This window comes from Burkholderia sp. AU6039, assembly GCF_002223365.1.
In the GTDB taxonomy this organism is placed as follows: domain Bacteria; phylum Pseudomonadota; class Gammaproteobacteria; order Burkholderiales; family Burkholderiaceae; genus Burkholderia.
Map to the genome: position 1 here is coordinate 1,967,465 of NZ_NKFK01000005.1, position 26,530 is coordinate 1,993,994.

The window sequence follows — 26,530 nt, forward strand, 5'->3', positions numbered from 1 at the left end:
AGCAAGCGATGATCGATCAGGGTTTGCCGCGGCCGGCGCGTTTCGCCGGCCGCGTATTCGTCGCCATCGTGCTGGCCGCACCGCTCGTCGCGCATGCGCTGCCGAGCTACGACGACGTGCGCCGCAACTGGCGCAGCTCCGACTGGGTGCTGCTCGCGCGCGACGGCACGCCGCTGCAGCGCACGCGCGTCGACCTCACCGAACGGCGCGGCGACTGGGTGTCGCTCGCCGACGTGTCGCCCGCGTTTCGCGAGGCGATCGTCGTGTCCGAAGACAAGCGCTTTTATGAACACAGCGGCGTCGACTGGCGCGGCATCGCCGGCGCCGCCTGGGGCAACCTGTGGAACGAGCGCACGCGCGGCGCATCGACCGTCACGATGCAACTCGCCGGGCTGCTCAGCGATTCGCCGCGCCGCTCGGGCCAGCGCTCGCTGCCGCAGAAGGCGTCGCAGGCGGTCAACGCGCTGCTGCTCGAACGCGGCTGGCGCAAGGACCAGGTGCTCGAGGCATACCTGAACCTCGTGCCGTTCCGCGGCGAGACGATCGGCCTTGCCGCGCTGTCGCAGGTGCTGTTCGGCAAGGCGCCGTCGGGCCTCGACGCCCGCGAAGCCGCGATCGCGGCCGCGCTCGTGCGCGCGCCCAACGCAACCTCCGCGAAAGTCGCCGAGCGCGCATGCCGGATCCTGCGCGACATGCATGCCGAGCAGGCCTGCGCGTCGCTCGACGGCTACGTGCAGCTCGTCATCGCGCGTCCGGCCGGCGCCGCGCGCGACGACGGCGCCGCCCTCGCCCCGCACTTCGCGCGACGCATCGCGGCCGAGGTGCGGCCAACGGCCGGCGCGCAGATACGCACGACCCTCGATGCGCCGCTGCAGCGCTTCGCGCGCGACGCGCTGGTGCGCGCGCTGACCGAACTCAACGCACCCGCGCATCGGCGCAACGTGCAGGACGGCGCGGTCGTCGTGATCGACAACGCGACCGGCGAGATTCGCGCGTGGGTCGGCTCGTCCGGCGCGCTGTCGGGCGCGCGCGACGTCGATGCCGTGCTCGCGCCGCGCCAGGCCGGTTCGACGCTCAAGCCGTTCCTGTATGCGCAGGCGATCGACGAGAAACGGCTGACGGCCGCGTCGCTGCTCGACGATGCGCCGATCAACCTCGCTGCCGGCGGCGGCCTGTACATTCCGCAGAACTACGACAAGGATTTCAAGGGCTGGGTGAGCGTGCGCAGCGCGCTCGGCGGCTCGCTGAACGTGCCGGCCGTGCGCACGCTCGTGCTCGTCACGCCGCACCGCTTCGCACGCACGCTGACCGCGCTCGGCCTGCCGCTCGCGCAGGAAGGCGATTACTACGGCTTCAGCCTCGCGCTCGGCAGCGCGGACGTCACGCTGCTGTCGCTGACCAACGCGTACCGCGCGCTCGCGAACGGCGGCGTCGCGCGCAAGGTCGTCGACGTGCCGGCGCCGGCGTCCGGTGCAGCCGGCGCATCGGCCGCGTCACCCGCCCGCGCAGCCGACGGCACGCGCGTGTTCAGCGACGCGGCCAGCTTCGTCGTGACCGACATCCTCTCCGACAACAACGCGCGCGTGCGCACGTTCGGCTTCGACAATCCGCTCGCGACGCGCTTCTTCTCGGCGGTCAAAACCGGCACCAGCAAGGACATGCGCGACAACTGGACCGTCGGCTTCACGTCGCGCTATACGGTCGGCGTATGGGTCGGCAATGCGGACGGCTCGCCGATGTGGGACGTGTCGGGCGTCACGGGCGCGTCGCCGGTGTGGTCGGCCGTCGTCGACTACCTGCACCGCGACCAGCCGAGCCGTGCGCCGCGCGCGCCGGCTGGCGTCGAGACGCGCCGCATCACGTTCGAACGCGATATCGAACCGTCGCGCAACGAGTGGTTCATCGCGGGAACGGCGGTCGACACGATCCGGCTCGCCGCCCCCGTCACGCCGGGCAAGGACGGCGCGCGCGCGCCGCTGACGATCGGCACGCCGACCGACGGCACGATCTTCGCGATCGATCCGGACATTCCGCCGAAGAACCAGCGGATCTGGTTCGAACGCTCGGCCGGACGCGCGACGAAGTTCGCGTGGCGGCTCGACGACAAGGTGATCGGGCATGCCGATCGCATCGCGTGGATGCCGTGGCCGGGCCGGCACCGGCTCGAACTCGTCGATGCGCGCGGCAAGGTGGCCGATACGATCCGCTTCGAGGTGCGCGGCGCGTTCGCGAAGGCGAGCGCGCGCGGGCCGAACTGACCAAACGGGCAAGCAGCGCCCCGATTCGGGACCTAGAATAGGAACGGCGCCGCATTTTCGGCGCCGACCGGTTGCCCCACTCTCGTCAAGGCCCGCGACCATGAACATTCACCCCAGGCGCTTCATCCGCCCCGCGCTGGGCACCCTCTGCCTCGCCACCCTCGCGACGCTTCAGGCGTGCAACGGCGATGCCTGCTTCGGCGTCGATGCCTGCTTCAACAACAATACGCAGACAGTCGCGCTGTCCGGCACGGCCGCGACGGGCGGCGCGCTCGCCAGCGCGCAGGTAACGGTCAGTTGCGTGGCAGGGTCGGCGACGACGCTGACTGACGGCGGCGGCAACTACCGCGTGACGGTCAATGCGGCGCTGCCGTGCGTGATCACCGTGACGTCGGGCGGCACGAGCCTGCATTCGCTCGCATACGCGGGCGGCACGTTCAATACGACACCCGAGACCGAGCTGATGCTGGTCTATCTCGCCGCCCAGCTCGGTACGAACACGGCCGCCTTGATCGGCAATTTCCAGGGGAATTCGCGCTATCAGCAGGCGATGAACAGCTCGAACACCGTACAGGCCGCGCAATCGGCCGTGGTGACGAACCTGCAGCAGCGCTATTCGGTGGCGTTCACCGCGCCGGCGTTCCTGACGACATCGTTCACGGTCGGGCAACCGGGTGTCGACAGCGATCTCGTCGCCCTTGCGAAAGCCGGTGCAATCGACTCGAACGGGATGCCGGATCCGGCGGCCGTATCGCTGCTGACGCAGGCCGGCGCGGCGCATCCGCTATAAGCGGCCGGCGGCGGGAAGAAAATCGCCCGGTATTGGGCGTCAGGGGCGCGCTTGGGGCTCGCCGTCGGCCAGCAGCGCCCACCGTTCGTGGTCGCGCCATTCGCCGCCGATGCGCAGATAGCGCGGCGAAAACCCCTCTTTCGTGAAACCGAGCCGCCGAACCAGCGCAATCGAAGCGTGGTTGCCGGGCTGGATGTTCGCTTCGAGCCGATGCAGCCCGAGTTCGCCGAACGCGACGCTGATCGCCGCGCGCAGGGCTTCGGTCATCAGCCCCGTACGGCTGAACGCCGCCATTCCGTAGTACCCGAGATACGCGCTCTGGAACACGCCGCCGACGATCTCGTTGAGGTTCACCACACCGACCACCGCCCCGGACGTGCGTTCGCGCGCGACGAGGCCGACGTTCGGCCCCGTGAGGCAGCGGCCGAACCACTGGTCGAATCCCGCCTGGTCGGTGAACGAATCGACCCACGGCAGATGGTGGCTCCGGCTCGCGCGATTGGCGGCGAGCAGGTCGGCGGCGTCGGTACGGGCGACGCGGTTCAGCAGGATCGGGCTCACGGCCCGGTCGACAGGCGGCACTTACGCGGCCTCTTCGCGGCCGCACGCGACGGGCGCGGCCTGCGCCTGCTGCTGCGACAGGTACCGCAACAGCTTGGTGACCATCCACACGACGATGCACGACAGCACGACGAAGAACACCGCGAGCGGCGTCAGCACGTGAATCGACACGAAGCCGGCCAGCCCCATCATCGCGGACGACACCAGCAGCAGCGCGCATCCGAGGATCGCGCTCGTCAGGCCGGCGATATGCGGAAACAGCGAATTGCCCTTGGCCATCAGCGTCGGATACATCGCGCCCGCGCAGAAACCCATCACGAGCACGGGCGTCGCGAGCGTCCAGACGCGCAACCCGACGGTCAGCGCCAGCACCAGCATCGCGACCGACGCGCCGGCCATCACGCGCGCGCCGATGCGCAGCCGTTGCTCGGCGCTCGGCAGCCCGGGCCGGTGAATCCGGTTCGACAGGCCGCCCAGGAAATACATCAGCCCGATCCCGAGCGCGAGATAGCCGAAGAAGGTCGGCGGCTTGTGCAGCGTGGTCTGCACCATGAACGGCCCGACGATGTTGAACACGAGCAGGATGCTGTAGCACAGCCCCTGTGCGAGGAAGCAGCTCTGGAACACCGGGCTCGCCAGCACCTTGCCCGCGTTCGTCATCAGCGTGCGCGGCTCGAGATGCACGGGTTTCGGCAAGGTTTCGCGGTAACGCCACAGCAGCGCCCACATCACCAGCGAGTACACGAGCAGGAACACGAGGCACGCGCGCCAGCCGAACCATTCCTGCAGGTGCGCGCCGATCACCGGTGCGACGATCGGCGCAAGCCCCCACGCGATCGACATGTACGTAAACGCGTGCATCAGCGCCTGGCCGGCGAACGAATCGGTGATGATCGCCTTCGCGAGCAGGTTGGTGGTCGCGATCCCGAAGCCCTGCAGACAGCGCGCGAGCACGAACGTCTCCAGGTTCTGCGCGCCGAGCGACAGCAGGCAGCCGATCGTGTAGATCACGAGCCCGAACGCGAGCACGCGCTTGCGCCCGTAGGCATCGGCGACCGGCCCGAAAATCAGCTGGCCGAGCGCGTAGGCCGCCATGTAGCCGGACACGCTCGACTGGATCGCCTGCGGCGTGGTGGCGAACGAACGTGCCATGTCGGGCAGCGCGGGCACGTAGATGTCGATCGCGAGCTGGCCGGCGGACGCGAACAGGCAGATCAGGAACAGCAGGAAACGCGGCGAATTCGACTCGCGCGCCGGAGTGAGCGTGGCGTTCATGACGACGGGGAAGGAGGTCGGACAGCAGCGGCGCAGCCGTGCGATGTTCGAATGGCGAACACGCGTGCGTGTCGTGGCGAATCCCGTATTGTGCCTGTTGTTGCATCGGGCGACAGGATTCCCCTGGCACGGGCGAGGTTGAATGCCGATTGCGGAGCGTCCTGACATGCGCTGACCGGGCCGGCCGGCGGCGGTTTTAATGTTGATTTAAGCCGATGGCTGCATTGTCCCGGATGGCTCACTCCGTGAGCCGCACGTCATTGTTGATTCGATCAGTCTCGTTTGATGGAGATACGAAGATGCGATTCCGTTCGTATATGGCGGCGGGCGCGCTGGCGCTGGTGCCCGTGTTCGCCCTGGCCGGGCAGGCCGGCGCGGCGGCCGCCCAACCGATGTTCGTCAACGTCGACGGGCAGGCCGTGCCCGTGAAAGCCGAAACGCGCGTCGTCCAGACGGCCGTCGGGCCGATGAAGGTCAGCACGTGGAGCTGGCACAGCCCGCAAGGCGGCGCGAGCGTCGAGATGCAGACGTCGTCGTCGGGCGGCCTGCCGCCCGCGGCAGCGTGGCGGCAAATGCAGGCCGCGCAGTACCGGATGCAGGCGGCTCAGGCGCAGATGGTCGCGATGCAGCAGCAGATGATGGCGCTCCAGCACATCGCGCTCGCCAATGCGTTCGCGATGCCGATGCCGCAGCCCGTCGGCTTCGCGATGGCGCCGTGGGCCATGCCCGAGCCGGTGCTCGTCATCGTGCCGGCGCAGCCGTCGGTGCGTTCGACGGCCCCGGCAACGCCGGCCGCCCCTGCCGCCCCCGCCGCGCGCGGCCCGGAAATCAAGGCCTGACACGCTTCGCGCCGCTCGGCGCGGCGCGCTCGAACCGCCTGCGTACGCCGGCGGTTTTTCATTGCGACGGCCGAATCAATACTGCGCCTGATCCGTCGGATTCCTGAACAGCTCCTTCATCTCCGCCGACAGCGGATAGTTCAGGCTCACGCCCTTGGGCGGAATCGGTTGCGTGAACCACTGGTTGTAGAGCTTCTCGGCCGCGCCCGACGTCTGCATCTTCGCGATCACGCCGTCGACCACGTGCTTGAACGCCGGATCGTCCCTGCGCATCATGCACGCGTAGTTCTCGTGGACGAGCGGCGTGCCCGTCACCGTGTACGCGCCCGGGTTGCGGTCCTTCGCGATCTCGCCGTACAGCAGCGGCTCGTCCATCACGAACGCCACCGCGCGCCCGGTCGTGACGTTCATGAACGCTTCGGCATGATCCTTCGCGCTGATGATCGTCATGTTCATCGCCTTCTCTTCGTTGAGCTTGCGCAGCAGGCGCTCGTCCGACGTGCCGGCCGTCGTCGCGACCGTCTTGCCGGCCAGGTCCGCGAAGTCCTTCACGCCGGAATCCTTGCGCGTGCTGAAGCGGATGCCATAAAGAAAGATGCTGTTCGAGAACGCGGCCTGCTTCTGCCGTTCGAGCGTGTTGGTCGTCGATCCGCATTCGAAATCGATCGTCCCGTTCTGCAACAGCGGAATCCGGTTCTGCGACGTGATCGGGATTTCCTTCACGGTGAGGTTCGGCGCGTTCAGTTCCGTCTTCAACTGGTCGATGATGCGCGACGCGATGTCCCGCGAATAGCCGATGTTCTTCTGCTGGTTGTCCGAATACGAGAACGGCACCGACGATTCGCGAATGCCCAGCGACACCACGCCCGTGTCCTTGATCTTCTTCAGCGTGCCGGTGAGGGCCTGCGCGTGCGCGGCGCCCGCCAGCGCACAGGACAGCGTAACGGCCAGCCAGCGTAAGCGGCGATCCATGCCTTTCTCCTGACGAAACGTTGATCGAATCGCGATCGTACGCCCGACAAAATTCGCGTCGCATCAGGGAAAGCGTCATCAACCTTCCGCCGCGGCCGCGCCGTGAAAGATGTTTTCCGTACCGCGCAAACGCGCCCGCGCCGCACGTGTCGCCCGACCGGCCGCGCACGGACTCGCCCCACCTTTTGTGCCACGCGTTCCAAACACGCGTTCATGCTGCGACGCACCAACGTAATCGTTTGCGCCCACCCCGGTTTTTCTCGTGAAACGCACTCAAGAAGCCGCCGCGCAGGCCGTTACCCAGTGCATGGCGCGTCGCAGCAACCTGGCTGCAACCGTCAGACAAAAAAGACAAGGTCCGGGTCAGCCGGACCAGCGCCACCGCCGGCACGACGGTTATCTACGAGGATCGAGTTTCAACATGAGAACCAAGCGTTTCAATTTTGCGCTGGCGCGCTCCGCACATGCGCGCATGCTCGCCGGCATGCTGTCCGCCGCCGCCCTCCTGCCCCTCGCCGGTTGCGGCGGCGGAGGCGGCGGCGACGGCAGCAACCCGTCTTCTTCCAACGCAGCGCCTGCCCCTGCCCCTGCCCCCACGCCGTCTCCCGCGCCGTCCAATCCCACGAACCCGCCCACGTCGTCCGGCAGCAATGCGTGCACGACGCAGCAGGCCGCCGTGCAGATGGCCGCGCAGACCGCGCCGACCGAACCGCCGATCGATCACCTGATCGTCAAGCTGAAGACGCTGACGGCCACGCGTGCGATGGCCGCCATCGACAACGGGACGCGGCTCGACGCGGTGATCCAGCGCTCGCTGACGCGCTGGACGGCGCCGGTCGCCGGCAGCGCACGTGCGTATGCGAGCACGGTCGGGCAAACGCCGGTGAACGTGCAGGTCGAACGGACGATCTCGAACGGCGCGAGCGTGCTGTCGCTCGGCCAACGCATGGCCGCCACCGACGCCGCCGCGCTCGCGCAGGCATTCGCAGCCGATTCGGACGTCGACTACGCGGAACCGGATCATCCGATGCAGATCCGCGACACGCCGAGCGACCCGCTCTACAGCCAGCAGTGGTACCTGTCCGACCCGACCGCCGGGATCGACCTGCCGCCCGCGTGGAGCGTGACCAAGGGTTCGCCGACCGTCGTCACGGCCGTGCTCGACACGGGCTACCGGCCGCACGCCGACCTCGTCGGCAACCTGCTGTCCGGCTACAGCTTCATCAGCAACGTCAACACCAGCAACAACGGCCTGACCCGCAGCCCTGATGCGACCGACCCGGGCGACTGGGTCACGCAGCAGGAACTCGACAACGCAAACGGTCCGTACTATCACTGCGCGAGCCAGCCGAGCGACAGCAGCTGGCACGGCACCCGCGTGATGGGCGTGATCGGCGCGACCGCCAACAACGGCACCGGCATCGCCGGTGTGTCGTGGCTCGGCCAGATCCTGCCGGTGCGCGTGCTCGGCAAGTGCGGCGGCACGACGAGCGACATCGCCGACGGGATGCGCTGGGCCGCCGGCATCGCGGTGAACGGCGTGCCGAACAACCCGCGCCCCGCGAAGGTCATCAACCTGAGCCTCGGTGGTATCGGCGCGTGCAGCACGACGTTCCAGCAGGCCATCGACGACGTGACCGCGAAGGGCGTGACCGTCGTCGTCGCGGCCGGCAACGACGGCCTGTCGACCGGGCTCGACCAGCCCGCGAACTGCCGCGGCGTGATCAGCGTCGGCGCCACCGACGCGACCGGCCGCCGCGCGTCGTTCAGCAACTTCGGTCCCGATGTCTCGCTGAGCGCACCGGGCGTCAACATCCTGTCGACGTCGAATACCGGCACGACGACCCCGGGCTCGGACACCTACGGCCTCGCGAACGGCACCAGCCTCGCCACGCCGCAAGTGACGGGGGTTGCCGCGCTGATGTTGTCGGTGAACGGCAACCTCACGCCCGCGCAGATCCAGCAGAAGCTGCAGGGCGGCACGCGCACGGCCAAGCTCGCGGCCGGCACGTCGTGCACCGCGATGCCGGCGGGCTCGGGCATCCTCGATGCAGGGGCCGCCGTCGCATCGGCCCACTAATACGCCACCTGCTTCGACACGGCCGCGCGCATGCCGATATCGCATGCGCGCGGCCGTTTCATTGGCGTCGATCCGACGGCGCGCCGCGCACCCCTCACCCCGATTACGTTTCTCGAAATAACGACTGACAAAAGGGTTGACGCTTCGCACAGCGACCCATTACCATCGCTCCCGTCTAATTACATGGAGTGTTCTGTGAACACCGATGCGAGTTGTAGTTGGTCCTCGACCAACTCGACTGCTGCCTGAGGAAAACGCGCAGAGCCTCGTCTTCTGCCGCATCCCGGGAAGCAGGATGCGGCGTCCTTCCGGCCTGACTTGACTGGCCAGATCTCCCGCCGAATTTTCATGGTTGTCGAATGCACGCGATGCGCCGTCGCGCGCGTGCGTTCGTGTTGCGCGCAGCGTCAGCCGCGTGCGTTTTCCGTTCGCGTGCCGTCCGGCCGCGCGCCTTCGTGCGTGCGTCGCCGTCGATCGCCCGTGCCGATTATCCGCAACCGACAGGAGTGCAGATGAACTCAGACGACAGTAGTCGATTACCGCTCGCCGGTGCGACGCCGCGCATCGCCCCTCCGGCCGCACCGCACGCGCCGGCGAGCGTTCCCGCCTTCACCGATCCACAGCCGATCGCGCCTGACGCGACGCGGCGGGGAGCGCTCGTGCGTCGATAACGTCACGGTCGCTCCCCGCCCGCCGCCTCGTGCGCTAGGAGCGACTCATGACAACACGACACAACACATCGCAAAAGAAACAGCGCGGCTTCATCAAGGCCGGCGGCGCCCAGCAGAACGACCCGCGCATCATGCGCGCGGCGCAGGAAGCGGCCCGTCCGCTCGAAGAGACGCTGAAGTCGCTGAACACCAGCACGCGCGGCCTCACCTACGACCAGGCCGCCGACCGCCTGCAGCACTACGGCCCGAACGAAATCGCGCACGACAAGCCGCCGCACTGGACCCGCCAGCTGCTGCTCTCGTTCCACAACCCGTTCGTCTACGTGCTGCTGGTGCTGGCCGCCATCAGCTTCTTCACCGACGTCTACTTCGCCGCGCCCGACGATCGCGACTACGTCGGCATGACGATCCTGCTGACGATGGTCACGATCAGCGCGCTGCTGCGCTTCGTGCAGGAATTCCGTTCGCTGCGCGCGGCCGAGAAGCTGAAGGCGATGGTCCGCACGACGGCCACCGTGCAGCGCGCCATGACCGACACGTCCGAGCCGACACGCCGCGACGTGCCGATGCGGGAAGTCGTGGCCGGCGACATCGTGCACCTGTCGGCCGGCGACATGATCCCGGCGGACGTGCGCCTGCTCGCGTCGCGCGACCTGTTCATCAGCCAGGCCGTGCTGACCGGCGAGGCGCTGCCCGTCGAGAAGTACGACACGCTCGGCGCGGTCGCCGGCAAATCCGCCGGCACGCGCGCGGCCGACTCCGCGACCGATACGTCGGCATCGCTGCTCGATCTCGAGAACGTCTGCTTCATGGGCACCAACGTCGTCAGCGGCACGGCGACGGCCGTCGTCGTCGCGACCGGCGAGGACACCTACTTCGGCTCGCTCGCGCGCAACGTCGTGAGCCACAAGCGCATCGAGACGAGCTTCGACCGCGGCGTCGCGAGCGTGAGCTGGCTGCTGATCAAGTTCATGTTCGTGATGGTGCCGATCGTATTCATGATCAACGGGCTGACCAAGGGCGACTGGCTGAGCGCGCTCACGTTCGCCCTCGCGGTGGCCGTGGGCCTCACGCCGGAGATGCTGCCGATGATCGTCAGCGCGAACCTCGCGCGCGGCGCGGTGGCGATGGCCCGCCGCAAGGTCGTCGTCAAGCGGCTGAACTCGGTGCAGAACTTCGGCGCGATGGACGTGCTGTGCACCGACAAGACCGGCACGCTCACGCAGGACAAGATCATCCTCGAACATCACCTCGACCTGTCGGGCTACAAGGACGAGGAGATCCTGCGGCTCGGCTGGCTGAACAGCTTCCACCAGAGCGGCCAGAAGAACCTGATCGACATCGCGGTCGTCGCGCGTGCCGACGAGATCGGCGAGCGCGTGAAGCCGCAGGGCTACAAGAAGATCGACGAACTGCCGTTCGACTTCGTGCGGCGCCGCCTGTCGGTCGTCGTCGAGGACAGGCACGGCACGCACCTGCTGATCTGCAAGGGCGCGGTCGAGGAAATGCTGGCCGTCTCCACGCACGTGCAGGATGAGGACGGCGTGCGCCCGCTCGACTTCGTCGCGCGCAAGCGGCTGCTCGAACAGGCGAGCGCCTACAACGAGGACGGCTTCCGCGTGCTGGTGCTCGCCACGCGCACGATCCCGCGCGGCGACGAGCGCCAGCAGTACCGCACCGCCGACGAACACGACCTCGTCGTGCGCGGCTTCCTGACCTTCCTCGATCCGCCGAAGGAATCGGCCGCGCCGGCGCTCGCCGCGCTGCGCGAAAACGGCGTCGCGGTGAAGGTGCTGACGGGCGACAACCCGGTCGTCACGATGAAGGTGTGCCGCCAGGTCGGCCTCGAACCCGGCAAGCCGATCCTCGGCACGGAAATCGAAGCGCTCGACGACGCGACGCTCGCGGAAGTCGTCGAACGCACGACCGTGTTCGCGAAGCTCACGCCGCTGCAGAAGGCGCGCATCGTCAAGGCGCTGCAGGCGAACGGCCACACGGTCGGCTTCCTCGGCGACGGCATCAACGATGCGCCCGCGCTGCGCGACGCCGACGTCGGCATCTCGGTCGACAGCGGCGCCGACATCGCGAAGGAAACCGCCGACATCATCCTGCTCGAAAAGAGCCTGATGGTGCTCGAGGAAGGCGTGATCAAGGGCCGCGAGACGTTCGGCAACATCCTGAAGTACCTGAACATGACCGCCAGCTCGAACTTCGGCAACGTGTTCTCGGTGCTCGTCGCCAGCGCGTTCCTGCCGTGGGAGCCGATGCTCGCGACGCAGCTGCTCGTGCTGAACCTGATCTACGACACGTCGCAGATGCTGCTGCCGTGGGACAAGATGGATCCCGAGTTCCTGAAGAAGCCGCGCAAGTGGGAAGCCGGCAACATCAGCCGCTTCATGCTGTGGGTCGGGCCGACGTCGTCGGTGTTCGACATCACGACGTACATCCTGATGTGGACCGTGTTCGGCGCGGGTGCGATGTATCACCTGAACGGCGGCACCGGCGGCCAGATCGTGATGAACTCGGGCTGGTTCATCGAGAGCCTGGTATCGCAGACGCTCGTCGTGCACCTGCTGCGCACGCAGAAGATCCCGTTCCTGCAGAGCACGGCCGCGCTGCCGGTGCTGCTGTCGACGTTCACCGCGATCGCGATCGGCTGCTGGCTGCCGTTCTCGCCGTTCGCCGAATCACTCGGCTTCATGCACCTGCCGGGCACCTTCTGGCTGTGGCTCGCCGCGACGATGGTCGGCTACATCCTGCTCGCGCAGATCGTCAAGACGATCTACGTGCACCGCTACAAGCAGTGGTTCTGAACGTCTTCGCTTGACGACCTGCCGGCCTGCGCCTGCCTGGGCGTGGGCCGGCAGGCTCGCCACGCATCTCGGGTGACACGATGAAAAGAATGCTTCCGCTCGCAGCCGCGAGCGCCTTCCTCGCGCCGTTCGATGCCCTCGCCACCCACCCGCTCGTCAGCGACGACACGGGCACGCAGGGCAACGCGAACTGGCAGTTCGAATTCAATGCCGAGGAAACCTCGAAACAGGAAGAAAACGGCCGCCACCAGCTGTGGAACGCGACGCTCACGCGCGGGTTCGGCGAGCACGTCGATCTCTACGTGAACGCGCCGTACACGCATCTGCAAACACGCACCGATGAAAACGGCGCCGGAATCGGCGATGTCGAGATCGGCATGAAATGGCGGTTCGTCGAGCGCGGCCCGCTGTCGATCGCGCTGAAGCCGAAACTGACCGCGCCGACCGGCAACGACCGGCGCGGGCTCGGCACCGGCCGCGTGGGCACCGGCGCAACGCTGCTCGCGCAGCTCGACGTCGCGCGATTTTCGTTCCTCGCGAATGCGGGCATGACATACCAGCCGAATCGCCAGGGCGACCTGACGTCGATCTGGGCCGTGTCCGGCGCGGCGATCTACAAGGCGACCGACACGTTGCAGATCGTGGCCGACATCGGCACGTCGCGCCACACGGCAAGCAGCGCAGGCGCGAATCCCGCCTTCGTGATCGCGGGCGCGATCTATTCGCCGAAGCCGTGGCTCGATCTCGACCTCGGCTACCGGCGCGGGCTGAACGACCAGACCTACGATCATTCGGTGATGGGCGGCGTGACGGTGCGGTGGTAACGCATCGACGCCGAGCGTCGAACCGCAAGACGACGGGCCGCTTCCAGCGGCCCGGTTTTCATTGCGCGTCGTTCGCGCCGAACAGTTGCGCGCACACCGCGCGCCCTTCGTCGGTCAGCGCGGCGCTGCCGGTACCGTCCTCGTTCAACGTCGTCGCGCTCAGGCCGGCGGCGTCGAGCTGCGTGAGCACGCGGCGCAGCGTGCTCATCGGCAGTTGCGTGCGTTTCGCGATCTTCGGCAGCGACCAGACCTTGCCGGCCGGATCGCTCGCGGCGTCGTTCAGTGTCGCGAGCGTCGCGACGAGTGCGGGATCGAGCGGGGCGTCGTCGGATTCTGAAGTCATGGGTGGTGGTTGTTGAGCGAGACTGGGGCTGGCGATCGGGCGACCGCTGCCGGCTGAGGACACTATACCGCTTCGTCCCTCATGCATTCTTGATCGCGGCACGCATGAACGACACGAAGCGTGTGGTGACGGGATCGTCGCGATCCGACAGCCAGGCGAGCCCGACGCGCCACTTCGCATCCTTGCCGTCGAGCGGCAATACCGTCGCGTCGCGCAGCAGATATTGCGCACGCGACGGAATGAACGCGACGCCCGCGCCGGCCGCGACCGACGCGAGCACCGACTGCACGTCCTCGGCCTGCTGCGTCACGTGCGGCACGAAACGGCGCTCGACGCACCACCGGTCGACCTGCGCGGCCAACCCTTGGCCGCGTGCGCGCTGCAACGCGATGAAGCCGATCTCGTTGAGCGTGCCGAGATCGGCCGGCACGCGCTTCAGGCCGAGATGCGGCGGCACCGCCAGCGCCAGCGCCTCGTCGATCACCTTGAACGACGACAAACCTTCGTCCGACGGCAGGCGCAGGAATCCCGCATCGAGCTTGCCCGCACGCAACCGGCGCGTCTGCTCCGCGGACGACAGGTCGCTCAACGTCACGGCAATGCCGGGATTCCGGCGGCGAAATTCCGCGACGAGCTTCGGGACGAGCGTCAGCACCGACAGGCAGATGCCCAGCCGCAAATGCCCGCGCTGCCCGCTCGACAGCTCACGCGCGCGCACGAGAATCTCGTCCGCATCGCGCACCAGCGCCTGCGCATCGGGCAGGAAACGCTCGCCGAACGCAGTGAGCTCCGCGCCGTGCCGGCCACGCTCGAACAGCTTGCCGCCGAGGCTCGCCTCGAGCGCGCCGATCTGCTTGCTCAGTGCCGGCTGGCTCATGTGCAGCGCATCGGCCGCGCGGCTGAAATGGCACAGCTCGGTGACCGTCAGGAAGGTTCGCAGCAGTTTCAATTCCATTCTTAAAAGGAATCGTAACGATCGAAACATTCATTTTACCGATCGAATGCGATGGCGTTCAATACGGACATGCCCTTTCAGGAATCGACCGTCATGTCTTTAGATCTCGTCCGTGAATGTCCGCCCGACGACACGTCGTGCGCACGGGCCGCCCTCGATGAGCGCGCCGCAGCGGCCGATCCGCGCGCGCCGAAACGTCGTGCCGAACGCGCTGACGGCCGCGGCCGCCGCTTTCGTTTCGGCGATGCGGTGGACGCGATGAGCGCGACGAACGACGCACCGCCGCGCCCCGTGACCGGCTCGATCGCGATCAGCTTCGCGGTGGTGTCGCGGCGCAACTGGCCGCGTTGAGCATCGGCGCTATCGATCCACGATCGCGCCGCGTATCGCGTCATATATCGAGCGACCGCCAGCGCACAGGCCACTGCGCCCTCCTCGAATCACCGATCAGCGCCTCCCAATTTCACCGAATCGCGCATCTTTTCCCGCCTTCAATCGTCATCGCCCCGCGATCGACCGTATAATTTTCCGCATCCCGCTGACCGCCCACGCATTTCACGCCGCCTCGCCACGCGTGACAAGGAGACTTTCGCTTGACCGGCCTCATCGCGCGCCTGCCTCTCGCCCGGACCACCCTGCTCGTCGCCCTGTCGATGCTGATGTTCGCCTTCTCGACGAACGCGTCGTCCGCACAACGTCACACGCCGCAGCGCGTCGCGCATGTGCAGCCGCATGCGAAAAAGGTCGTCAAGAAAGCCGTCAGGAAAAAGCCCGCGCAGCGTAAGCAGAAGGCCGTCAAGCACCGCCGCCCGCGCGTGAAGCATCAGGCAGTCAAGCGCCAGGCGGCACCGGCCCCGCAGCAGCGTCGCGCCAAGCGCACGACTGCCGTGCGCCCGCGCCCGGCGGCCGCCAGGCCGCGCCTGATGGCAAGCTGCGGCTATAACCCGCGCGCAGTCAACTCGCTCCATTCACGCGCCGCCTACGTGCTCGACGTCGACTCCGGCACGCCGCTGCTGGCCCGCAACGCACGCACCGTGCGGCCGATCGCGTCGATCTCGAAGCTGATGACGGCCGTCGTCGCGCGCGACGCGGATCGCCCGCTGAACGGCGTGCTGCGCGTCACCGCGCACGACCGCGACACGATCAAGTTCACCGGGTCGCGCCTGCAGGTCGGCTCGGAACTGTCGCGCCGCGAGATGTTCCATATCGCGCTGATGTCGTCGGAAAACCGCGCGGCCGCCGCGCTGAGCCGCGACTATCCGGGCGGACGCGCCGCGTTCGTCAAGGCAATGAACCGCGAAGCGCGCCGCCTCGGCATGCGCCATACGCACTTCCGCGAGCCCACCGGCCTGTCGCCGCACAACGTGTCGACGGCGGAGGATCTCGCGAAGCTCGTCGGCGCGGCCGCGCAGGATCCGCTGATCCGCTATTTCTCGACGGATACGTCGACCACCGTGCGCCCGGGCGACGGCGAGCTGCTGTATGTGAATTCCGACCCGCTCGTCCGCTACCGCCGCCTGCCGATCCGGCTGCAGAAAACCGGCTTCATCAACGAGTCGGGGCACGGCGTCGTGATGCGCATGCGTGTGAAGGGCCGCCGCGAAACGGTCGTGCTGCTCGGCGCGCCGACGCGCGCGGGCGTCTCGAGCGATGCCATCAAGATCCATCGCTGGCTGTCCTGCTCGATCCAGTAAGCGCGCACGGGCGGCCGGCGCGTTCACCGTCACGGAGCGATGCCATGCAGGACGAATACCGCTTCAACGCATTTGGCCGGCTACTCGCCGTCGTACGCAAGAACGACCGCTGGATCGTGTTCGCTCTCGGCGCCGAAGGCAAGCGGCGCCCGGCAAACCTGCACATTCCGTCCGAGCTTGCCGCCGACGAACTGGCGCAATACCTCGGCGACCTGCTGCACGAAAGCGCGACCCCGCGATACAGCGAAGTCGTACCGGTCCCGCTCCCCGGCGCGTAACCACCCGCCCGGCTGCACCGCGATCCGGCGATCAATTAGACAGTTAAACTTGCAAGTTTAACTGTCGTGTCCTATGATCCGCCGCATGAACCCGCCACGCAAATCCGGCGCTTCCGCCGATATCGTCGCCGCCGATCTGACCCTCGCGGTCGGCCAGTTGATCCGCCGACTCCGCTCGGAGATCGAATCCGGCGGGCTCGGCATGTCCCAGACGAGCGCGCTCGCGCGACTCGAACGGCACGGGCCGATGACGACCGCCGACCTCGCGCGCGCCGAAGCAATGAAGCCGCAGTCGATGAAGGCGACGCTTGCCAGCCTCGAGGAAGATGGTCTCGTCGAACGCGAACCGCATCCGACCGACGGCCGCCAGATCCTGTTCCGGCTGACCGCGGCCGGGCTCGACGCGCGGCTCAAGCGCAACGCCGCGAAGCACAAGTGGCTCGGCGCCGCGATCGCGCAACTCGATCCCGAAGACATCGCCACGCTCGCCGCCGCGATCCCGCTGATCCGCCGCATCGGCGAGCAATGAATCCGGCCGGCGCGCCCCACGGCATTCGCGCGCACGGCTTCCTTCGCCCCTTTCACGGAGTCCCATCATGAGCGCAACCCGTCTCGACACGAACACGGCCCTCGTCGTCATCGACCTGCAGAAAGGCATCGTCGCCCTCCCCACCGCGCACCCGGTCGAACCGGTGATCGCGCACGCCCGTGAACTGCTCGACGCATTCCGCAGCCGCGGCCTGCCGGTCGTGCTCGTCAACGTCGCGGGCGGCGCACCGGGTCGCACCGAGCAACCGCCGCGTACGGCACAGCTCCCGGCTGACTGGGCCGAACTCGTGCCCGAACTGACCCGGCAACCGGGCGACCACCTCGTGACGAAAAAGACCTGGGGCGCCTTCACCGGCACCGATCTCGACGCGCACCTGAAAGCGGCCGGCGTCACGCAGATCGTGCTGACCGGCGTCGCGACGAGCATCGGCGTCGAATCGACTGCACGGCAGGCACATGAACTCGGCTACAACGTCACGCTCGCCGTCGATGCGATGACCGACCTCAATGCGGATGCGCATGTGAACAGCATCGAGCGTCTGTTCCCGCGCCTCGGCGAGACGGGCACGACGCAGGACATCGTCGCGCTGCTCGACCGGCGCGGCGCGTGAGCGATCCACGCACTCGGCCGGCGCGGGACCACGCGGCCGGCCGGCTCGATCCGTCGATCTGGAAGGTCAGCGCGGTCGCGGTGCTGGGCTCGTTGCTAGCGCAACTCGACGCGACGATCGTCAACGTGTCGCTGTCGAGCCTCGCGACCGACCTGCACGCAAACCTCGCGACGATCCAGTGGGTGACGAGCGGCTACCTGCTCGCGCTCACGCTGGTGCTGCCGCTGAACGGCTGGCTCGTCGACCGGATCGGCGCGAAGGCGCTGTATTTGTGGTGCTTCTCGGCGTTCACGCTCACGTCGGCGCTGTGCGGGCTCGCTTGGTCCGCGCCCTCGCTGATCGCCTTCCGCGTGCTGCAAGGCGTGAGCGGCGGGCTGCTCGCGCCGATGGCGCAGATGATGATCGCACGCGTCGCCGGCCAGCAGATGGCGCGCGTGATCGGCTACGCGGCCGTGCCGGTGCTGCTCGCACCGATCCTCGGCCCGGTCGTCGCCGGCGCGATCCTGCAGCACACGTCGTGGCGCTGGCTGTTTCTCGTGAACCTGCCCGTCGGCGTGCTGGCGCTCGCGCTGGCCGTGTGGTTCCTGCCCGGCGACCGCGACGACACGCAGCCGCGCGAACTCGACTGGGTCGGCCTCGCGCTGCTGTCGCCGGGGCTCGTGCTGTTCCTGTACGGGATCGAGCGGATCAACGAAGCGCTCGGCATCGCGGCGATCGTCGCGGCCGCGCTGTTGCTCGCGGCGTTCCTGCGGGTCGAAACGCGCAAGGGCGACCGCGCGTTGATCGACCTGGCGCTGTTTCGCCGGAAGGTGTTCGGCGCGGCCGCGTCGACGCAGTTTCTGTCGAACGGCGCGCTGTTCGCGGGCCAGATGCTGATTCCGGTGTTCCTGATCCAGGCCTGCGGCCGCACGCCCGGCGAAATGGGCTGGCTGCTCGCGCCGATGGGGCTCGGCATGCTGGTCACCTACCCGTCGATGGGCGCGCTCACGAGCCGGTTCGGCGTGCGCCGGCTGGCCGCCGCAGGCGCCCTGCTCGCGCTGTTCGCGACGCTGCCGTTGGTGTTTCTCGCGCTGAGCGGCTACGATCCGGTCCTGCTCGTGCCCGCGCTGTTCCTGCGCGGCATGGGCCAGAGCGCGATCGGCGCGCCGTCGATTTCCGCCGCGTATGCGTCAGTGGAGCGCCGCAACCTGCCGATGGCGACGACCTCGCTCAATATCGTGCAGCGTCTCGGTGGCCCGACGTTCACGACGATCTGCTCGCTGTTCCTCGCGTGGCGGCTGCAGGCCGAATCGGTGGCGAGCGGCGGCACGCAGGCGAACGCGTATGCGTGGGCGTTCGGCCTGCTTTGCGTGCTGCACGCGGCAAGCTTCGTCACGACGCTGCGGTTGCCGTTGTGGTCGGCCGGTGCGGGCGGGAAACCTGCCGGCGCCGCGCGCGCCGGTTCGCGCTGACCGCGGGCGCTGGCTGGGCTACGTCACGCCGCGCCCCCCGCGCGGCGTGGTTACGGCAACCACATCGGCACGATCGACGCCACCTGCGCAACGGCTTCGCGCGCGTACGGGCGGCGGCCTAGCGTCCGCTCCCGCTACACGATGCCCGGTTCCTGCGGCGCCGGCGTCGTGCCGGCGGCCTCGAGTGCCTGGTGCAGCGTCGGGAAGATGCACGACGCGCCGACGATCTCCGTGATCCGGTGACGATCCATGTCCGCGCGCAGGTAGCGATTGACACGCCCGAACAGCACACCGATCCCGCGTGCCTGCAGCATCCTGACGAGGTCGGTCAGCGTCCGCGCGGCCGAGTAGTCGATATCGGTGATCGCGCCCGCATCGACGACGAACCAGCGCGTCGGCACCGGCGCCGCCTCGACGAGTTCGGTCACTTCGGCGGTGAACAGATGATCGTTCGCGAAGAACAGGTCGGAGCCGAACCGGTAGACGATCAACCCGGGCGCCGTCATCGCGCCGCGCCGCGTGGGCACCGGCTGCCATCGCCCGTTGCCTTCGACCGGTTCGAGCACCATCGTATGCGGCTGGTAGCTGTGGCGCACGTGCCGCATCAGCGACAGTGCGACGGCCAGCAGGATGCCGTGCTCGACGCCGACCGCCACGACGGCCAGTGCCGTCACCAGCGCGAGCGTGAACTCGCCGGGGCTTTCCTTGCGGATCGCGGCGAGACTGCGCACGTTGATCAGCCCGAGCGCGATCGTGAACACGATGCCGGCCAGCACCGCGTGCGGCAGGTACTGCAGAGTGGTGCTGAAGAACAGCAGGACCACCGCCACCACGGCCGCGAACGCGAGGTGCCCGATCTGGCTGCGCACGCCTGCGCCGTCGGCCATCGCCGTCTGCGTCGGGCTGCCGTTGACGACGAACGCGCCGCCCACCGCCGCCGCCGCATTCGCGGCCGCGAGGCCGAGGATGTCGGCGTTGGTGTCGACCTCCTCGTCGTACTGCTGCGCGAACACGCGTGCGGCGGCCGCACTCTGCGCGATGATCATCACGAAGCAGGAAGCCGAGACCGGCACGAGATCGAGGCACTGCTGCCACGTGACGGACGGCCAGCGCAACGGCGGCAGCCCGCCGGCGACCGGCCCGAGCACCGCGATGCCGTGCGCGGCGAACCCGAACGCGGAGCTGGCCGCGATGCTGCCCACGACCACGATCATCGGCATCGGCACGCGCGGCAGGAACCGCTTGCACGCGAGAATCGCGACGACGACGAGCGCCGCGAGCGCGAACGTCGGCCGGTTCGCGTGGACGAGATGCGTGACGACGTAGTCGAGCTGCGCCAGGCTGCGCGACGCCGGGTACGGCACGGCCAGCCCGAGCATGTCGCCGAGCATCGCGATCGACACCTGCACGCCGACGCCGGCGAGAAAGCCGACCAGCACCGTGCGCGACAGGAAATCGGCGAGAAAGCCGAGCTTGAAGAGGCGTGCGAGCAGCAGCATCGCGGCGGTCAGCAAGGCGACCATGCCGGCCAGCGCCACGTACTCGGCGCTGCCGGCCGGCGCCATCGACGACAGCCGGCTCGCGAAAATCGTCGCGGTCGCGGAATCGGCGGCCACCACCAGATGCCGCGACGCGCCGAAGCACGCGAACGCGACGAGCGGCAGGAACACCGTGTAGAGGCCCGTGACGGCCGGCATGCCGGCGATGCGCGCATAGCCGAGCACCTGCGGGATGTCCATCGACGCGAGCGAAATACCCGCGAACACGTCGCGGATCGCCCCGCCACGGCGGATCGGGAGGATGCCTTTCAGCAGCCGCACGCCCGACGGGCGGCTTTCGTTGGAATCTTGCATGCGTGGAATGCGTGAATACGGGGTGGCGTGGTTCGCGAAGTCGTTCGTGCATCGTGCCCCGGGCAGGCGTCCCATGGCAAGTGCGCGAAGGTGGCACGTGTCGCTCACCGTCGGCGATGAGCCGCACGCGAAGGCGAGCGTCACACGCGCCGGCACGGGCGACGCCCGCATGATTGCATGGATCGCCGTTCACGCGCATCGAAGCGCGAAGGCCCGCCATAGCGGGCCCCAGCCGATCCCCGGCGCGCGCGCAACGCATCCGGCGACATGCGCGTGCGGCGGCTCGCGGTGATGCGCTTTCACCACGCGCCCTCACCCGATTACAGAGGAAACCTACGCAATGGTGAGGAGATCCGGGAGACGCGCACCTTGCACTCGCAGTAACGCGCCCGGAACCCGATGGCACAATCACGGTCCCTTTCATGTGCCCTTCACCGGGCGCGCGCCGCGCCGCGGCGCCGATTCAACGCACGAGAAGGCCCCTGTTTGCCCCTATGACCCTGAACGAATCCTGGTTTGCGCCGCTCGTCGGCACCCTCATCCTGCTCGCCGCCGCTGGCGCGATCACCGCCGTCGTCCATTTCCTGCTGTTCCGCGTGGTCGCGCGGCTCGCCCGGCTGTCCGCCACGCGCGTCGACGACGCGCTGTTCGAGTTCGGCGCATTCAAATGGCTGAACCGTATCGTCCCGTTCGTCGTGATCAAGTTCGGGCTCGGCGCGGTGCCCGGCATCCCCGGGACGGCCGCGGAGGTCGCCGACAAGGTGCTGTTCGCGCTGATCGTGTTCCTCGTGACGATGACCGTCAGCGCGACGCTGTCGGCGCTCGAACACACGCATCGCACGTACCAGCGCGATCAGCGCGGCCAGCCGCACCTGTCGCTGAAAGGCGCGATGCAGCTCGTCAAGCTCGTGATGTTCATCACGGCCGCGCTGGTCGTGATCGGCGACGCGACCGGCAAGCAGATCGGCCTGCTGCTGTCGGGCATCGGCGCGATGTCCGCGGTGCTGATGCTGATCTTCAAGGACACGCTGCTCGGCCTCGTCGCGGGCGTGCAGCTGTCGTCGAACGACATGCTGCGGATCGGCGACTGGATCACGATGCCGTCGGCCGGCGCGGACGGCACCGTGATCGACATCACGCTGAACACCGTCAAGATCGCGAACTTCGATCACACGATCATCACCGTGCCGACGTGGAAGCTGATCACCGAGAGCTACCAGAACTGGCGAGGAATGACCGAAGCGGGTGGGCGCCGCATCAAGCGCGCGCTGTTCGTCGACGCGACGAGCGTGCGTTTTCTCTCCCACGACGAGATCGAACGGCTCGAACGCCTGACGCTGCTGAAGGACTATCTCGAGGACAAGGTCGACGCGATCGAGCAATGGAACGGCACGCTCGGCGCGGCCGGCGACTGCCCGGCGAACCGCCGCCAGCTGACGAATCTCGGCACGTTCCGCGCGTATGTCGCGAACTACCTGAAGGGCCATCCGCGCATCCGCCGCGACATGACCTGCATGGCGCGCCAACTGCCGCTCACGGCCGAAGGCATTCCGCTCGAACTGTACTGCTTCACCGACACGACGACGTGGGTCGACTACGAGGCCATCCAGTCCGACCTGTTCGATCACCTGATCGCGGTGCTGCCGGAGTTCGGGCTGCGCGTGTACCAGCACCCGTCGGGCTTCGACATGCGGCAGATGGTCAGCGCCGCGCAAGCCGGGCTGCAGGCGCCGCACGCGGGGTGAGGCATGCGGCGGCGGCCGGTCGGCGGCCGCCGCTTGCCGCGCGGCCCCCGGCACTCAGCGCGCCGCGCACTCCGACGCGAGCCGCCCGAGCACCTTCAGCGCATCCTCGATCTGCCGCGACCACGGATAGCTGTAGTTGAGCCGGATGAAATGCCGGTAATCGGTGCTCGCCGAGAACATGTGTCCGGGGCCGACCGTGATCCCTTGCGCAAGCGCGGCCGCATACAGCTTCATCGCATCGACCGGCCGCGGCAGCTCGACCCACAGCACGTACCCGCCCTGCGGCTGCGACAGCCGCGTGCCTTCCGGAAAGAAACGCCGCACCATCGCGCTCATCAGGCTCGCCTGCTGCGCGTACTGCTTGCGCATGCGCCGCAGGTGGAAATCGTAGCCGTCGTATTTCAGGTACTCGGCAATCGCCAGTTGCTCGATCGCGGGCGTGGCCAGCGTGTTCAGGAATTTCAGCTTCTCGACCTGATCGCGGTAGCGGCCCGGCATCGCCCAGCCGATCCGGTAGCGCGGCGACAGGCTCTTCGTGAACGACGCGCAATGCAGCACGAGCCCGTCGCGGTCGAACGACTTCAGCGCGCTCGGCGTCGTGTCGCCGAAGTGCAGCTCGTGATAGACGTCGCTTTCGATCGCCGGCACGCCGTGCTTCGCCAGCAGTTCGACGAGCGCGCGCTTGCGCGAGTCGGGCATCTGGAAACCGAGCGGATTCTGGAAGTTCGGCATCACCATGCACGCGGCGATGCGCTCGCGTTCGAGGACCCGTTCGAGCGCGTCGAGATCGATGCCGTCGACCGGGTGCGTCGCGACTTCGAGCGCGCGCATGCCCATCCGCTCGATCGCGTGCAGCATCGCATAGAACGTTGGCGACTCGACGGCGATCGTGTCGCCCGGCTTCGCGACGGCCTGCAGGCACAGGTTGATCGCCTCGGTTGCGCCGATCGTCACCACGATCTCGCCGGGTTCGACCACGATCCCGCGCTCCGCGTAGCGCCGCACGATCTGGCGGATCAGCTCCTGGTTGCCGGGCGGCAGATCGTCGATCACGCCCCAGCGCGTGCGGCGGCGGCCGATCGTCTGTGCATAGCGCGCAAGACGCTGCACCGGAAACTGCGACGCATCGGGATACGGCGAACCGAGCGGCACCGCGTCGTCGCGCGAGATCGAGCGCAGCGTCGACAGCACGAGCCGACTCACGTCCACGGCCGACGGCTCGGCGGCCGGCGCCGACATGTGCAGCTCGGCCTCGGCCGGCGCCGACGCGCGCGCCCGGACGAAATAGCCCGATTGCGGCCGGCTCTCGATCAGGCCGCGGCTTTCCAGCACGAGGTACGCGCGCAGCACGGTCGTGACGCTGAGCTGCTGCTGCCGGCTCGCCTGCCGCACCGACGGAATCCGCTCGCCTGGCCGGTACACGCCGCGCTCGATCTGCGCCTGGAGATCGTCGGCCAGTTGTTCGTAACGCTTCACGCGCCTCCCTTTCAACTTCCCTTCAACAATACAGTTGCGATCCGCACTGCGTGAATGGCCGCAACTGTACTCTTTTTTGGAATGAACAGGTGTACACACAGCCGGATGGGGGCCGCGCGTACTCTGCACCCATCGACCCCGACACCCGCTGCATCATGAAAAAGAAATCCGCCACCGCGCGCATCGAACCGTACACCCACCCGGCCGCCGGCTGGGGCGCGCTGAAAGCCGTCACGATCAACCTGATCAAGGAAAAGGTCGCGGGCGGCAACTACCGGACGCTGCTGCGCCAGAACCAGCCGGACGGCTTCGACTGCCCGGGCTGCGCATGGCCCGACCGCCAGCACGCGTCGACGTTCGAATTCTGCGAAAACGGCGTGAAAGCGGTGGCCGCGGAAGCGACGAGCAAGCGCGTGACGCCCGACTTCTTCGCCGCGCATACGGTCACCGAGCTGCTCGAACAGTCGGATTTCGAACTCGAGCAGCACGGCCGGCTCACCGACCCGATGGTGTACGACGCACAGACCGACCGATACGTGCCGATCGCATGGGACGACGCCTTCGCGCTGATCGCACGCCACCTGCGGGCACTGCCCGACCCGAACCAGGCCGCGTTCTACACGTCCGGCCGCGCCAGCAACGAAGCGGCGTTCCTGTACCAGCTGCTCGTGCGCCTGTACGGCACGAACAACTTCCCCGATTGCTCGAACATGTGCCACGAGGCGACGAGCCGCGGGCTGCCGGCGTCGGTCGGCGTCGGCAAGGGCACCGTCACGCTCGACGATTTCGAACACGCGGACACGCTGCTGATCTTCGGCCAGAACCCGGCCACCAACCACCCGCGGATGATGGGCGAGCTGCGCGAGTGCGCGAAGCGCGGCGCGACGATCGTGTCGATCAACCCGCTGAAGGAGCGCGGCCTCGAACGCTTCGCCGATCCGCAAAGCCCGATCGAGATGCTGACGATGTCGGGCACGAAGATCGCATCGACGTTCATCCAGCCGACGATCGGCGGCGATTTCGCGCTGATCAAGGGGATGGCGAAGCGCGTGCTCGAACTCGACGACGCCGCGCGCGCCGCCGGTGCGCCGCGCGTGCTCGACACCGCGTTCATCGGTGAGCACACGGCCGGTTTCGACGCATTCGCCGACGACCTGCGCAACGAAAGCTGGTCGGCGCTGACGGCCGAAAGCGGCGTGCCCTACGAACAGATCGACAGCCTCGCGCGGCTCTATGCGCGCAGCGAGCGCGTGATCGCGACGTGGGGCATGGGCATCACGCAACACAAGCATTCGGTCGCGACCGTGCAGATGCTGACGAACCTGATGCTGATGCGCGGCAACATCGGCCGCCCCGGCGCGGGCCTGTGCCCGGTGCGCGGCCACTCGAACGTGCAGGGCAACCGCACGGTCGGCATCGAGGAAAAGCCGTCGCAGGCATTCCTCGACCGGCTCGGCCACGTGTTCGACTTCGAACCGCCGCGCCACCACGGCTACGACGTCGTCGAGACGATCGAAGGGATGCTCGAAGGCCACGTGAAGGTGCTGATCGGCCTCGGCGGCAACTTCGCGATGGCGACGCCCGACACGCCGCGCACGTGGGAAGGCATGCGCCGCTGCGACCTCTCCGTGCACATCACGACGAAGCTGAACCGCAGCCACCTGATCCACGGCCGCGACGCGCTGATCCTGCCGACGCTCGGCCGCACCGAGATCGACCTGCAGGACAACGTCGCGCAAGGCGTGACGGTCGAGGATTCGATGAGCATGGTCCACGTGTCGTACGGGATGAACAAGCCGGCGTCGCCGAACCTGATGTCGGAGCCCGCGATCGTCGCGCACATGGGCCATGCGCTGTTCGGCAGCGGCAAGATCGACTGGCTTGCCTACAAGGACGACTACGCGAAGATCCGCGACGCGATCGAGGCGACGCTCGACGGCTTCTACGACTACAACACGCGCATCGCGCGGCCGGGCGGCTTCCACCTGCGCGTCGCGTCGCGCGACCGCGAATGGCTCACGCCGACGGGCAAGGCGAACTTCATCCCGCACGCGCTGCCGGCCGACACGCCGATCCAGCGTGCCCGCGCGCTGCACGGCGAGCGGCTGATGACGCTGATGACGACGCGTTCGCACGACCAGTACAACACGACCGTCTACGGGCTCGACGACCGCTATCGCGGCGTGTTCGGCCAGCGCCGCGTGGTGTTCGCCAATCGCGACGATCTCGCGATGCTCGGCCTGAAGGCCGGCGACTGGGTCGACATGGAAACCGTGTGGCACGACGGCATCGAGCGGCGCGCGGACGGCTTCCTGCTCGTCGAGTACGACATCCCGCGTGGCTGCATCGGCGCGTACTACCCGGAAACGAACCCGCTCGTGCCGCTCGACAGCGTCGGCGACGTGTGCAACACACCGACGTCGAAGTCGATTCCCGTGCTGCTGCATCGCACGGCCGCGCCGGCCTCGATTGCCGCCTGACGGAGCGCGGCG

The 26,530-nt window shown here is 68.0% G+C and carries 21 protein-coding genes; 14 read left to right on the forward strand and 7 right to left on the reverse strand.

Going from position 1 to position 26,530, the window contains the following annotated elements; all coding sequences use genetic code 11:
* Nucleotides 1-8: 8 nt before the first annotated feature.
* Together pbpC and CFB39_RS26530 are read left to right on the forward strand one after the other, a co-directional pair.
* A complete protein-coding gene (gene pbpC, locus CFB39_RS26525; protein ID WP_089475061.1) occupies nt 9-2,258 on the forward strand; it encodes a penicillin-binding protein 1C in 2,250 nt (749 codons plus the stop codon).
* 100 nt (nt 2,259-2,358) lie between these two features.
* Entirely contained in the window at nt 2,359-3,048 is a 690-nt protein-coding gene (locus CFB39_RS26530; protein WP_089475062.1) for a hypothetical protein, read from the forward strand.
* 39 nt (nt 3,049-3,087) lie between these two features.
* Here CFB39_RS26530 and CFB39_RS26535 read toward each other — a convergent pair whose 3' ends face one another.
* Nucleotides 3,088-3,609 carry a GNAT family N-acetyltransferase gene (locus CFB39_RS26535; protein WP_089475063.1) on the reverse strand — a complete coding sequence of 174 codons (522 nt, stop codon included), beginning with the start codon at nt 3,607-3,609 and terminating at the stop codon, nt 3,088-3,090.
* Nucleotides 3,610-3,630: 21 nt separating this feature from the next.
* Entirely contained in the window at nt 3,631-4,884 is a 1,254-nt protein-coding gene (locus tag CFB39_RS26540; RefSeq protein WP_089475064.1) for a multidrug effflux MFS transporter, read from the reverse strand.
* 299 nt (nt 4,885-5,183) lie between these two features.
* Between CFB39_RS26540 and CFB39_RS26545 the strand changes: the two genes are divergently transcribed.
* Nucleotides 5,184-5,723, forward strand: a complete 540-nt coding sequence (locus CFB39_RS26545) for a hypothetical protein (protein WP_089475065.1) — start codon at nt 5,184-5,186, stop codon at nt 5,721-5,723.
* Nucleotides 5,724-5,798: 75 nt separating this feature from the next.
* Here the strand turns inward: CFB39_RS26545 and CFB39_RS26550 are convergent, their stop codons facing one another.
* On the reverse strand, nt 5,799-6,695 hold the full coding sequence (locus CFB39_RS26550; RefSeq protein WP_089475066.1) for a glutamate/aspartate ABC transporter substrate-binding protein: 897 nt from the start codon (nt 6,693-6,695) through the stop codon (nt 5,799-5,801).
* 421 nt (nt 6,696-7,116) lie between these two features.
* On the opposite strand from CFB39_RS26550, the gene CFB39_RS26555 reads away from it, so the two are divergent.
* The 3 genes from CFB39_RS26555 to CFB39_RS26575 all read left to right on the forward strand — a co-directional run bounded on the left by CFB39_RS26555 (nt 7,117) and on the right by CFB39_RS26575 (nt 13,083).
* On the forward strand, nt 7,117-8,775 hold the full coding sequence (locus tag CFB39_RS26555; protein WP_089475067.1) for a S8 family peptidase: 1,659 nt from the start codon (nt 7,117-7,119) through the stop codon (nt 8,773-8,775).
* Between the two features lie 718 nt (nt 8,776-9,493).
* Entirely contained in the window at nt 9,494-12,259 is a 2,766-nt protein-coding gene (gene mgtA, locus CFB39_RS26570) for a magnesium-translocating P-type ATPase (RefSeq protein WP_089475070.1), read from the forward strand.
* 80 nt (nt 12,260-12,339) lie between these two features.
* Nucleotides 12,340-13,083: a transporter gene (locus CFB39_RS26575; protein WP_089475071.1), complete on the forward strand. Its 744-nt coding sequence runs from the start codon at nt 12,340-12,342 to the stop codon at nt 13,081-13,083.
* Between the two features lie 58 nt (nt 13,084-13,141).
* Here the strand turns inward: CFB39_RS26575 and CFB39_RS26580 are convergent, their stop codons facing one another.
* Together CFB39_RS26580 and CFB39_RS26585 are read right to left on the reverse strand one after the other, a co-directional pair.
* Entirely contained in the window at nt 13,142-13,426 is a 285-nt protein-coding gene (locus CFB39_RS26580; RefSeq protein ID WP_089475072.1) for a transcriptional regulator, read from the reverse strand.
* A 79-nt stretch (nt 13,427-13,505) separates the two neighbouring features.
* Nucleotides 13,506-14,381: a LysR family transcriptional regulator gene (locus CFB39_RS26585; RefSeq protein ID WP_089475073.1), complete on the reverse strand. Its 876-nt coding sequence runs from the start codon at nt 14,379-14,381 to the stop codon at nt 13,506-13,508.
* Nucleotides 14,382-14,432: 51 nt separating this feature from the next.
* On the opposite strand from CFB39_RS26585, the gene CFB39_RS26590 reads away from it, so the two are divergent.
* The 6 genes from CFB39_RS26590 (at nt 14,433) to CFB39_RS26615 (ending at nt 18,964) form a co-directional block, all read left to right on the forward strand.
* Entirely contained in the window at nt 14,433-14,732 is a 300-nt protein-coding gene (locus CFB39_RS26590) for a hypothetical protein (RefSeq protein WP_089475074.1), read from the forward strand.
* Nucleotides 14,733-14,974: 242 nt separating this feature from the next.
* The gene (locus CFB39_RS26595) at nt 14,975-16,075 is read left to right on the forward strand and encodes a serine hydrolase (RefSeq protein WP_089475075.1); all 1,101 of its coding nucleotides are present in this window, start codon (nt 14,975-14,977) and stop codon (nt 16,073-16,075) included.
* 44 nt (nt 16,076-16,119) lie between these two features.
* Nucleotides 16,120-16,353 (forward strand): hypothetical protein, encoded by a 234-nt coding sequence (locus tag CFB39_RS26600; protein WP_089427257.1) that lies wholly within the window; start codon nt 16,120-16,122, stop codon nt 16,351-16,353.
* Between the two features lie 73 nt (nt 16,354-16,426).
* Entirely contained in the window at nt 16,427-16,882 is a 456-nt protein-coding gene (locus CFB39_RS26605; RefSeq protein WP_089475076.1) for a MarR family winged helix-turn-helix transcriptional regulator, read from the forward strand.
* Between the two features lie 67 nt (nt 16,883-16,949).
* The gene (locus tag CFB39_RS26610; protein ID WP_089475077.1) at nt 16,950-17,513 is read left to right on the forward strand and encodes an isochorismatase family protein; all 564 of its coding nucleotides are present in this window, start codon (nt 16,950-16,952) and stop codon (nt 17,511-17,513) included.
* On the forward strand, nt 17,510-18,964 hold the full coding sequence (locus tag CFB39_RS26615; RefSeq protein ID WP_089475078.1) for a DHA2 family efflux MFS transporter permease subunit: 1,455 nt from the start codon (nt 17,510-17,512) through the stop codon (nt 18,962-18,964). The genes CFB39_RS26610 and CFB39_RS26615 overlap by 4 nt, the downstream gene beginning before the upstream one ends.
* A 134-nt stretch (nt 18,965-19,098) precedes the next feature.
* Here CFB39_RS26615 and CFB39_RS26620 read toward each other — a convergent pair whose 3' ends face one another.
* Nucleotides 19,099-20,817, reverse strand: a complete 1,719-nt coding sequence (locus tag CFB39_RS26620) for a SulP family inorganic anion transporter (protein ID WP_089475079.1) — start codon at nt 20,815-20,817, stop codon at nt 19,099-19,101.
* 494 nt (nt 20,818-21,311) lie between these two features.
* On the opposite strand from CFB39_RS26620, the gene CFB39_RS26630 reads away from it, so the two are divergent.
* A complete protein-coding gene (locus CFB39_RS26630; RefSeq protein WP_089475081.1) occupies nt 21,312-22,562 on the forward strand; it encodes a mechanosensitive ion channel family protein in 1,251 nt (416 codons plus the stop codon).
* Between the two features lie 54 nt (nt 22,563-22,616).
* Here CFB39_RS26630 and CFB39_RS26635 read toward each other — a convergent pair whose 3' ends face one another.
* On the reverse strand, nt 22,617-24,038 hold the full coding sequence (locus CFB39_RS26635) for a PLP-dependent aminotransferase family protein (protein ID WP_089475082.1): 1,422 nt from the start codon (nt 24,036-24,038) through the stop codon (nt 22,617-22,619).
* A 155-nt stretch (nt 24,039-24,193) separates the two neighbouring features.
* Between CFB39_RS26635 and CFB39_RS26645 the strand changes: the two genes are divergently transcribed.
* Nucleotides 24,194-26,518 (forward strand): FdhF/YdeP family oxidoreductase, encoded by a 2,325-nt coding sequence (locus CFB39_RS26645; RefSeq protein ID WP_089475083.1) that lies wholly within the window; start codon nt 24,194-24,196, stop codon nt 26,516-26,518.
* Nucleotides 26,519-26,530: the final 12 nt, after the last annotated feature.

Coding starts and splice junctions, on each gene's coding strand:
- CFB39_RS26550 (WP_089475066.1), bottom strand. CDS start 6,695: ATGGATCGCCGCTTACGCTGGCTGGCCGTTACGCTGTCCTGTGCGCTG.
- mgtA (WP_089475070.1), top strand. CDS start 9,494: ATGACAACACGACACAACACATCGCAAAAGAAACAGCGCGGCTTCATC.
- CFB39_RS26545 (WP_089475065.1), top strand. CDS start 5,184: ATGCGATTCCGTTCGTATATGGCGGCGGGCGCGCTGGCGCTGGTGCCC.
- CFB39_RS26645 (WP_089475083.1), top strand. CDS start 24,194: ATGAAAAAGAAATCCGCCACCGCGCGCATCGAACCGTACACCCACCCG.
- CFB39_RS26575 (WP_089475071.1), top strand. CDS start 12,340: ATGAAAAGAATGCTTCCGCTCGCAGCCGCGAGCGCCTTCCTCGCGCCG.
- CFB39_RS26620 (WP_089475079.1), bottom strand. CDS start 20,817: ATGCAAGATTCCAACGAAAGCCGCCCGTCGGGCGTGCGGCTGCTGAAA.
- CFB39_RS26590 (WP_089475074.1), top strand. CDS start 14,433: ATGGCGTTCAATACGGACATGCCCTTTCAGGAATCGACCGTCATGTCT.
- CFB39_RS26600 (WP_089427257.1), top strand. CDS start 16,120: ATGCAGGACGAATACCGCTTCAACGCATTTGGCCGGCTACTCGCCGTC.
- CFB39_RS26540 (WP_089475064.1), bottom strand. CDS start 4,884: ATGAACGCCACGCTCACTCCGGCGCGCGAGTCGAATTCGCCGCGTTTC.
- CFB39_RS26555 (WP_089475067.1), top strand. CDS start 7,117: ATGAGAACCAAGCGTTTCAATTTTGCGCTGGCGCGCTCCGCACATGCG.
- CFB39_RS26610 (WP_089475077.1), top strand. CDS start 16,950: ATGAGCGCAACCCGTCTCGACACGAACACGGCCCTCGTCGTCATCGAC.
- pbpC (WP_089475061.1), top strand. CDS start 9: ATGATCGATCAGGGTTTGCCGCGGCCGGCGCGTTTCGCCGGCCGCGTA.
- CFB39_RS26530 (WP_089475062.1), top strand. CDS start 2,359: ATGAACATTCACCCCAGGCGCTTCATCCGCCCCGCGCTGGGCACCCTC.
- CFB39_RS26630 (WP_089475081.1), top strand. CDS start 21,312: ATGACCCTGAACGAATCCTGGTTTGCGCCGCTCGTCGGCACCCTCATC.
- CFB39_RS26585 (WP_089475073.1), bottom strand. CDS start 14,381: ATGGAATTGAAACTGCTGCGAACCTTCCTGACGGTCACCGAGCTGTGC.
- CFB39_RS26580 (WP_089475072.1), bottom strand. CDS start 13,426: ATGACTTCAGAATCCGACGACGCCCCGCTCGATCCCGCACTCGTCGCG.
- CFB39_RS26605 (WP_089475076.1), top strand. CDS start 16,427: ATGATCCGCCGCATGAACCCGCCACGCAAATCCGGCGCTTCCGCCGAT.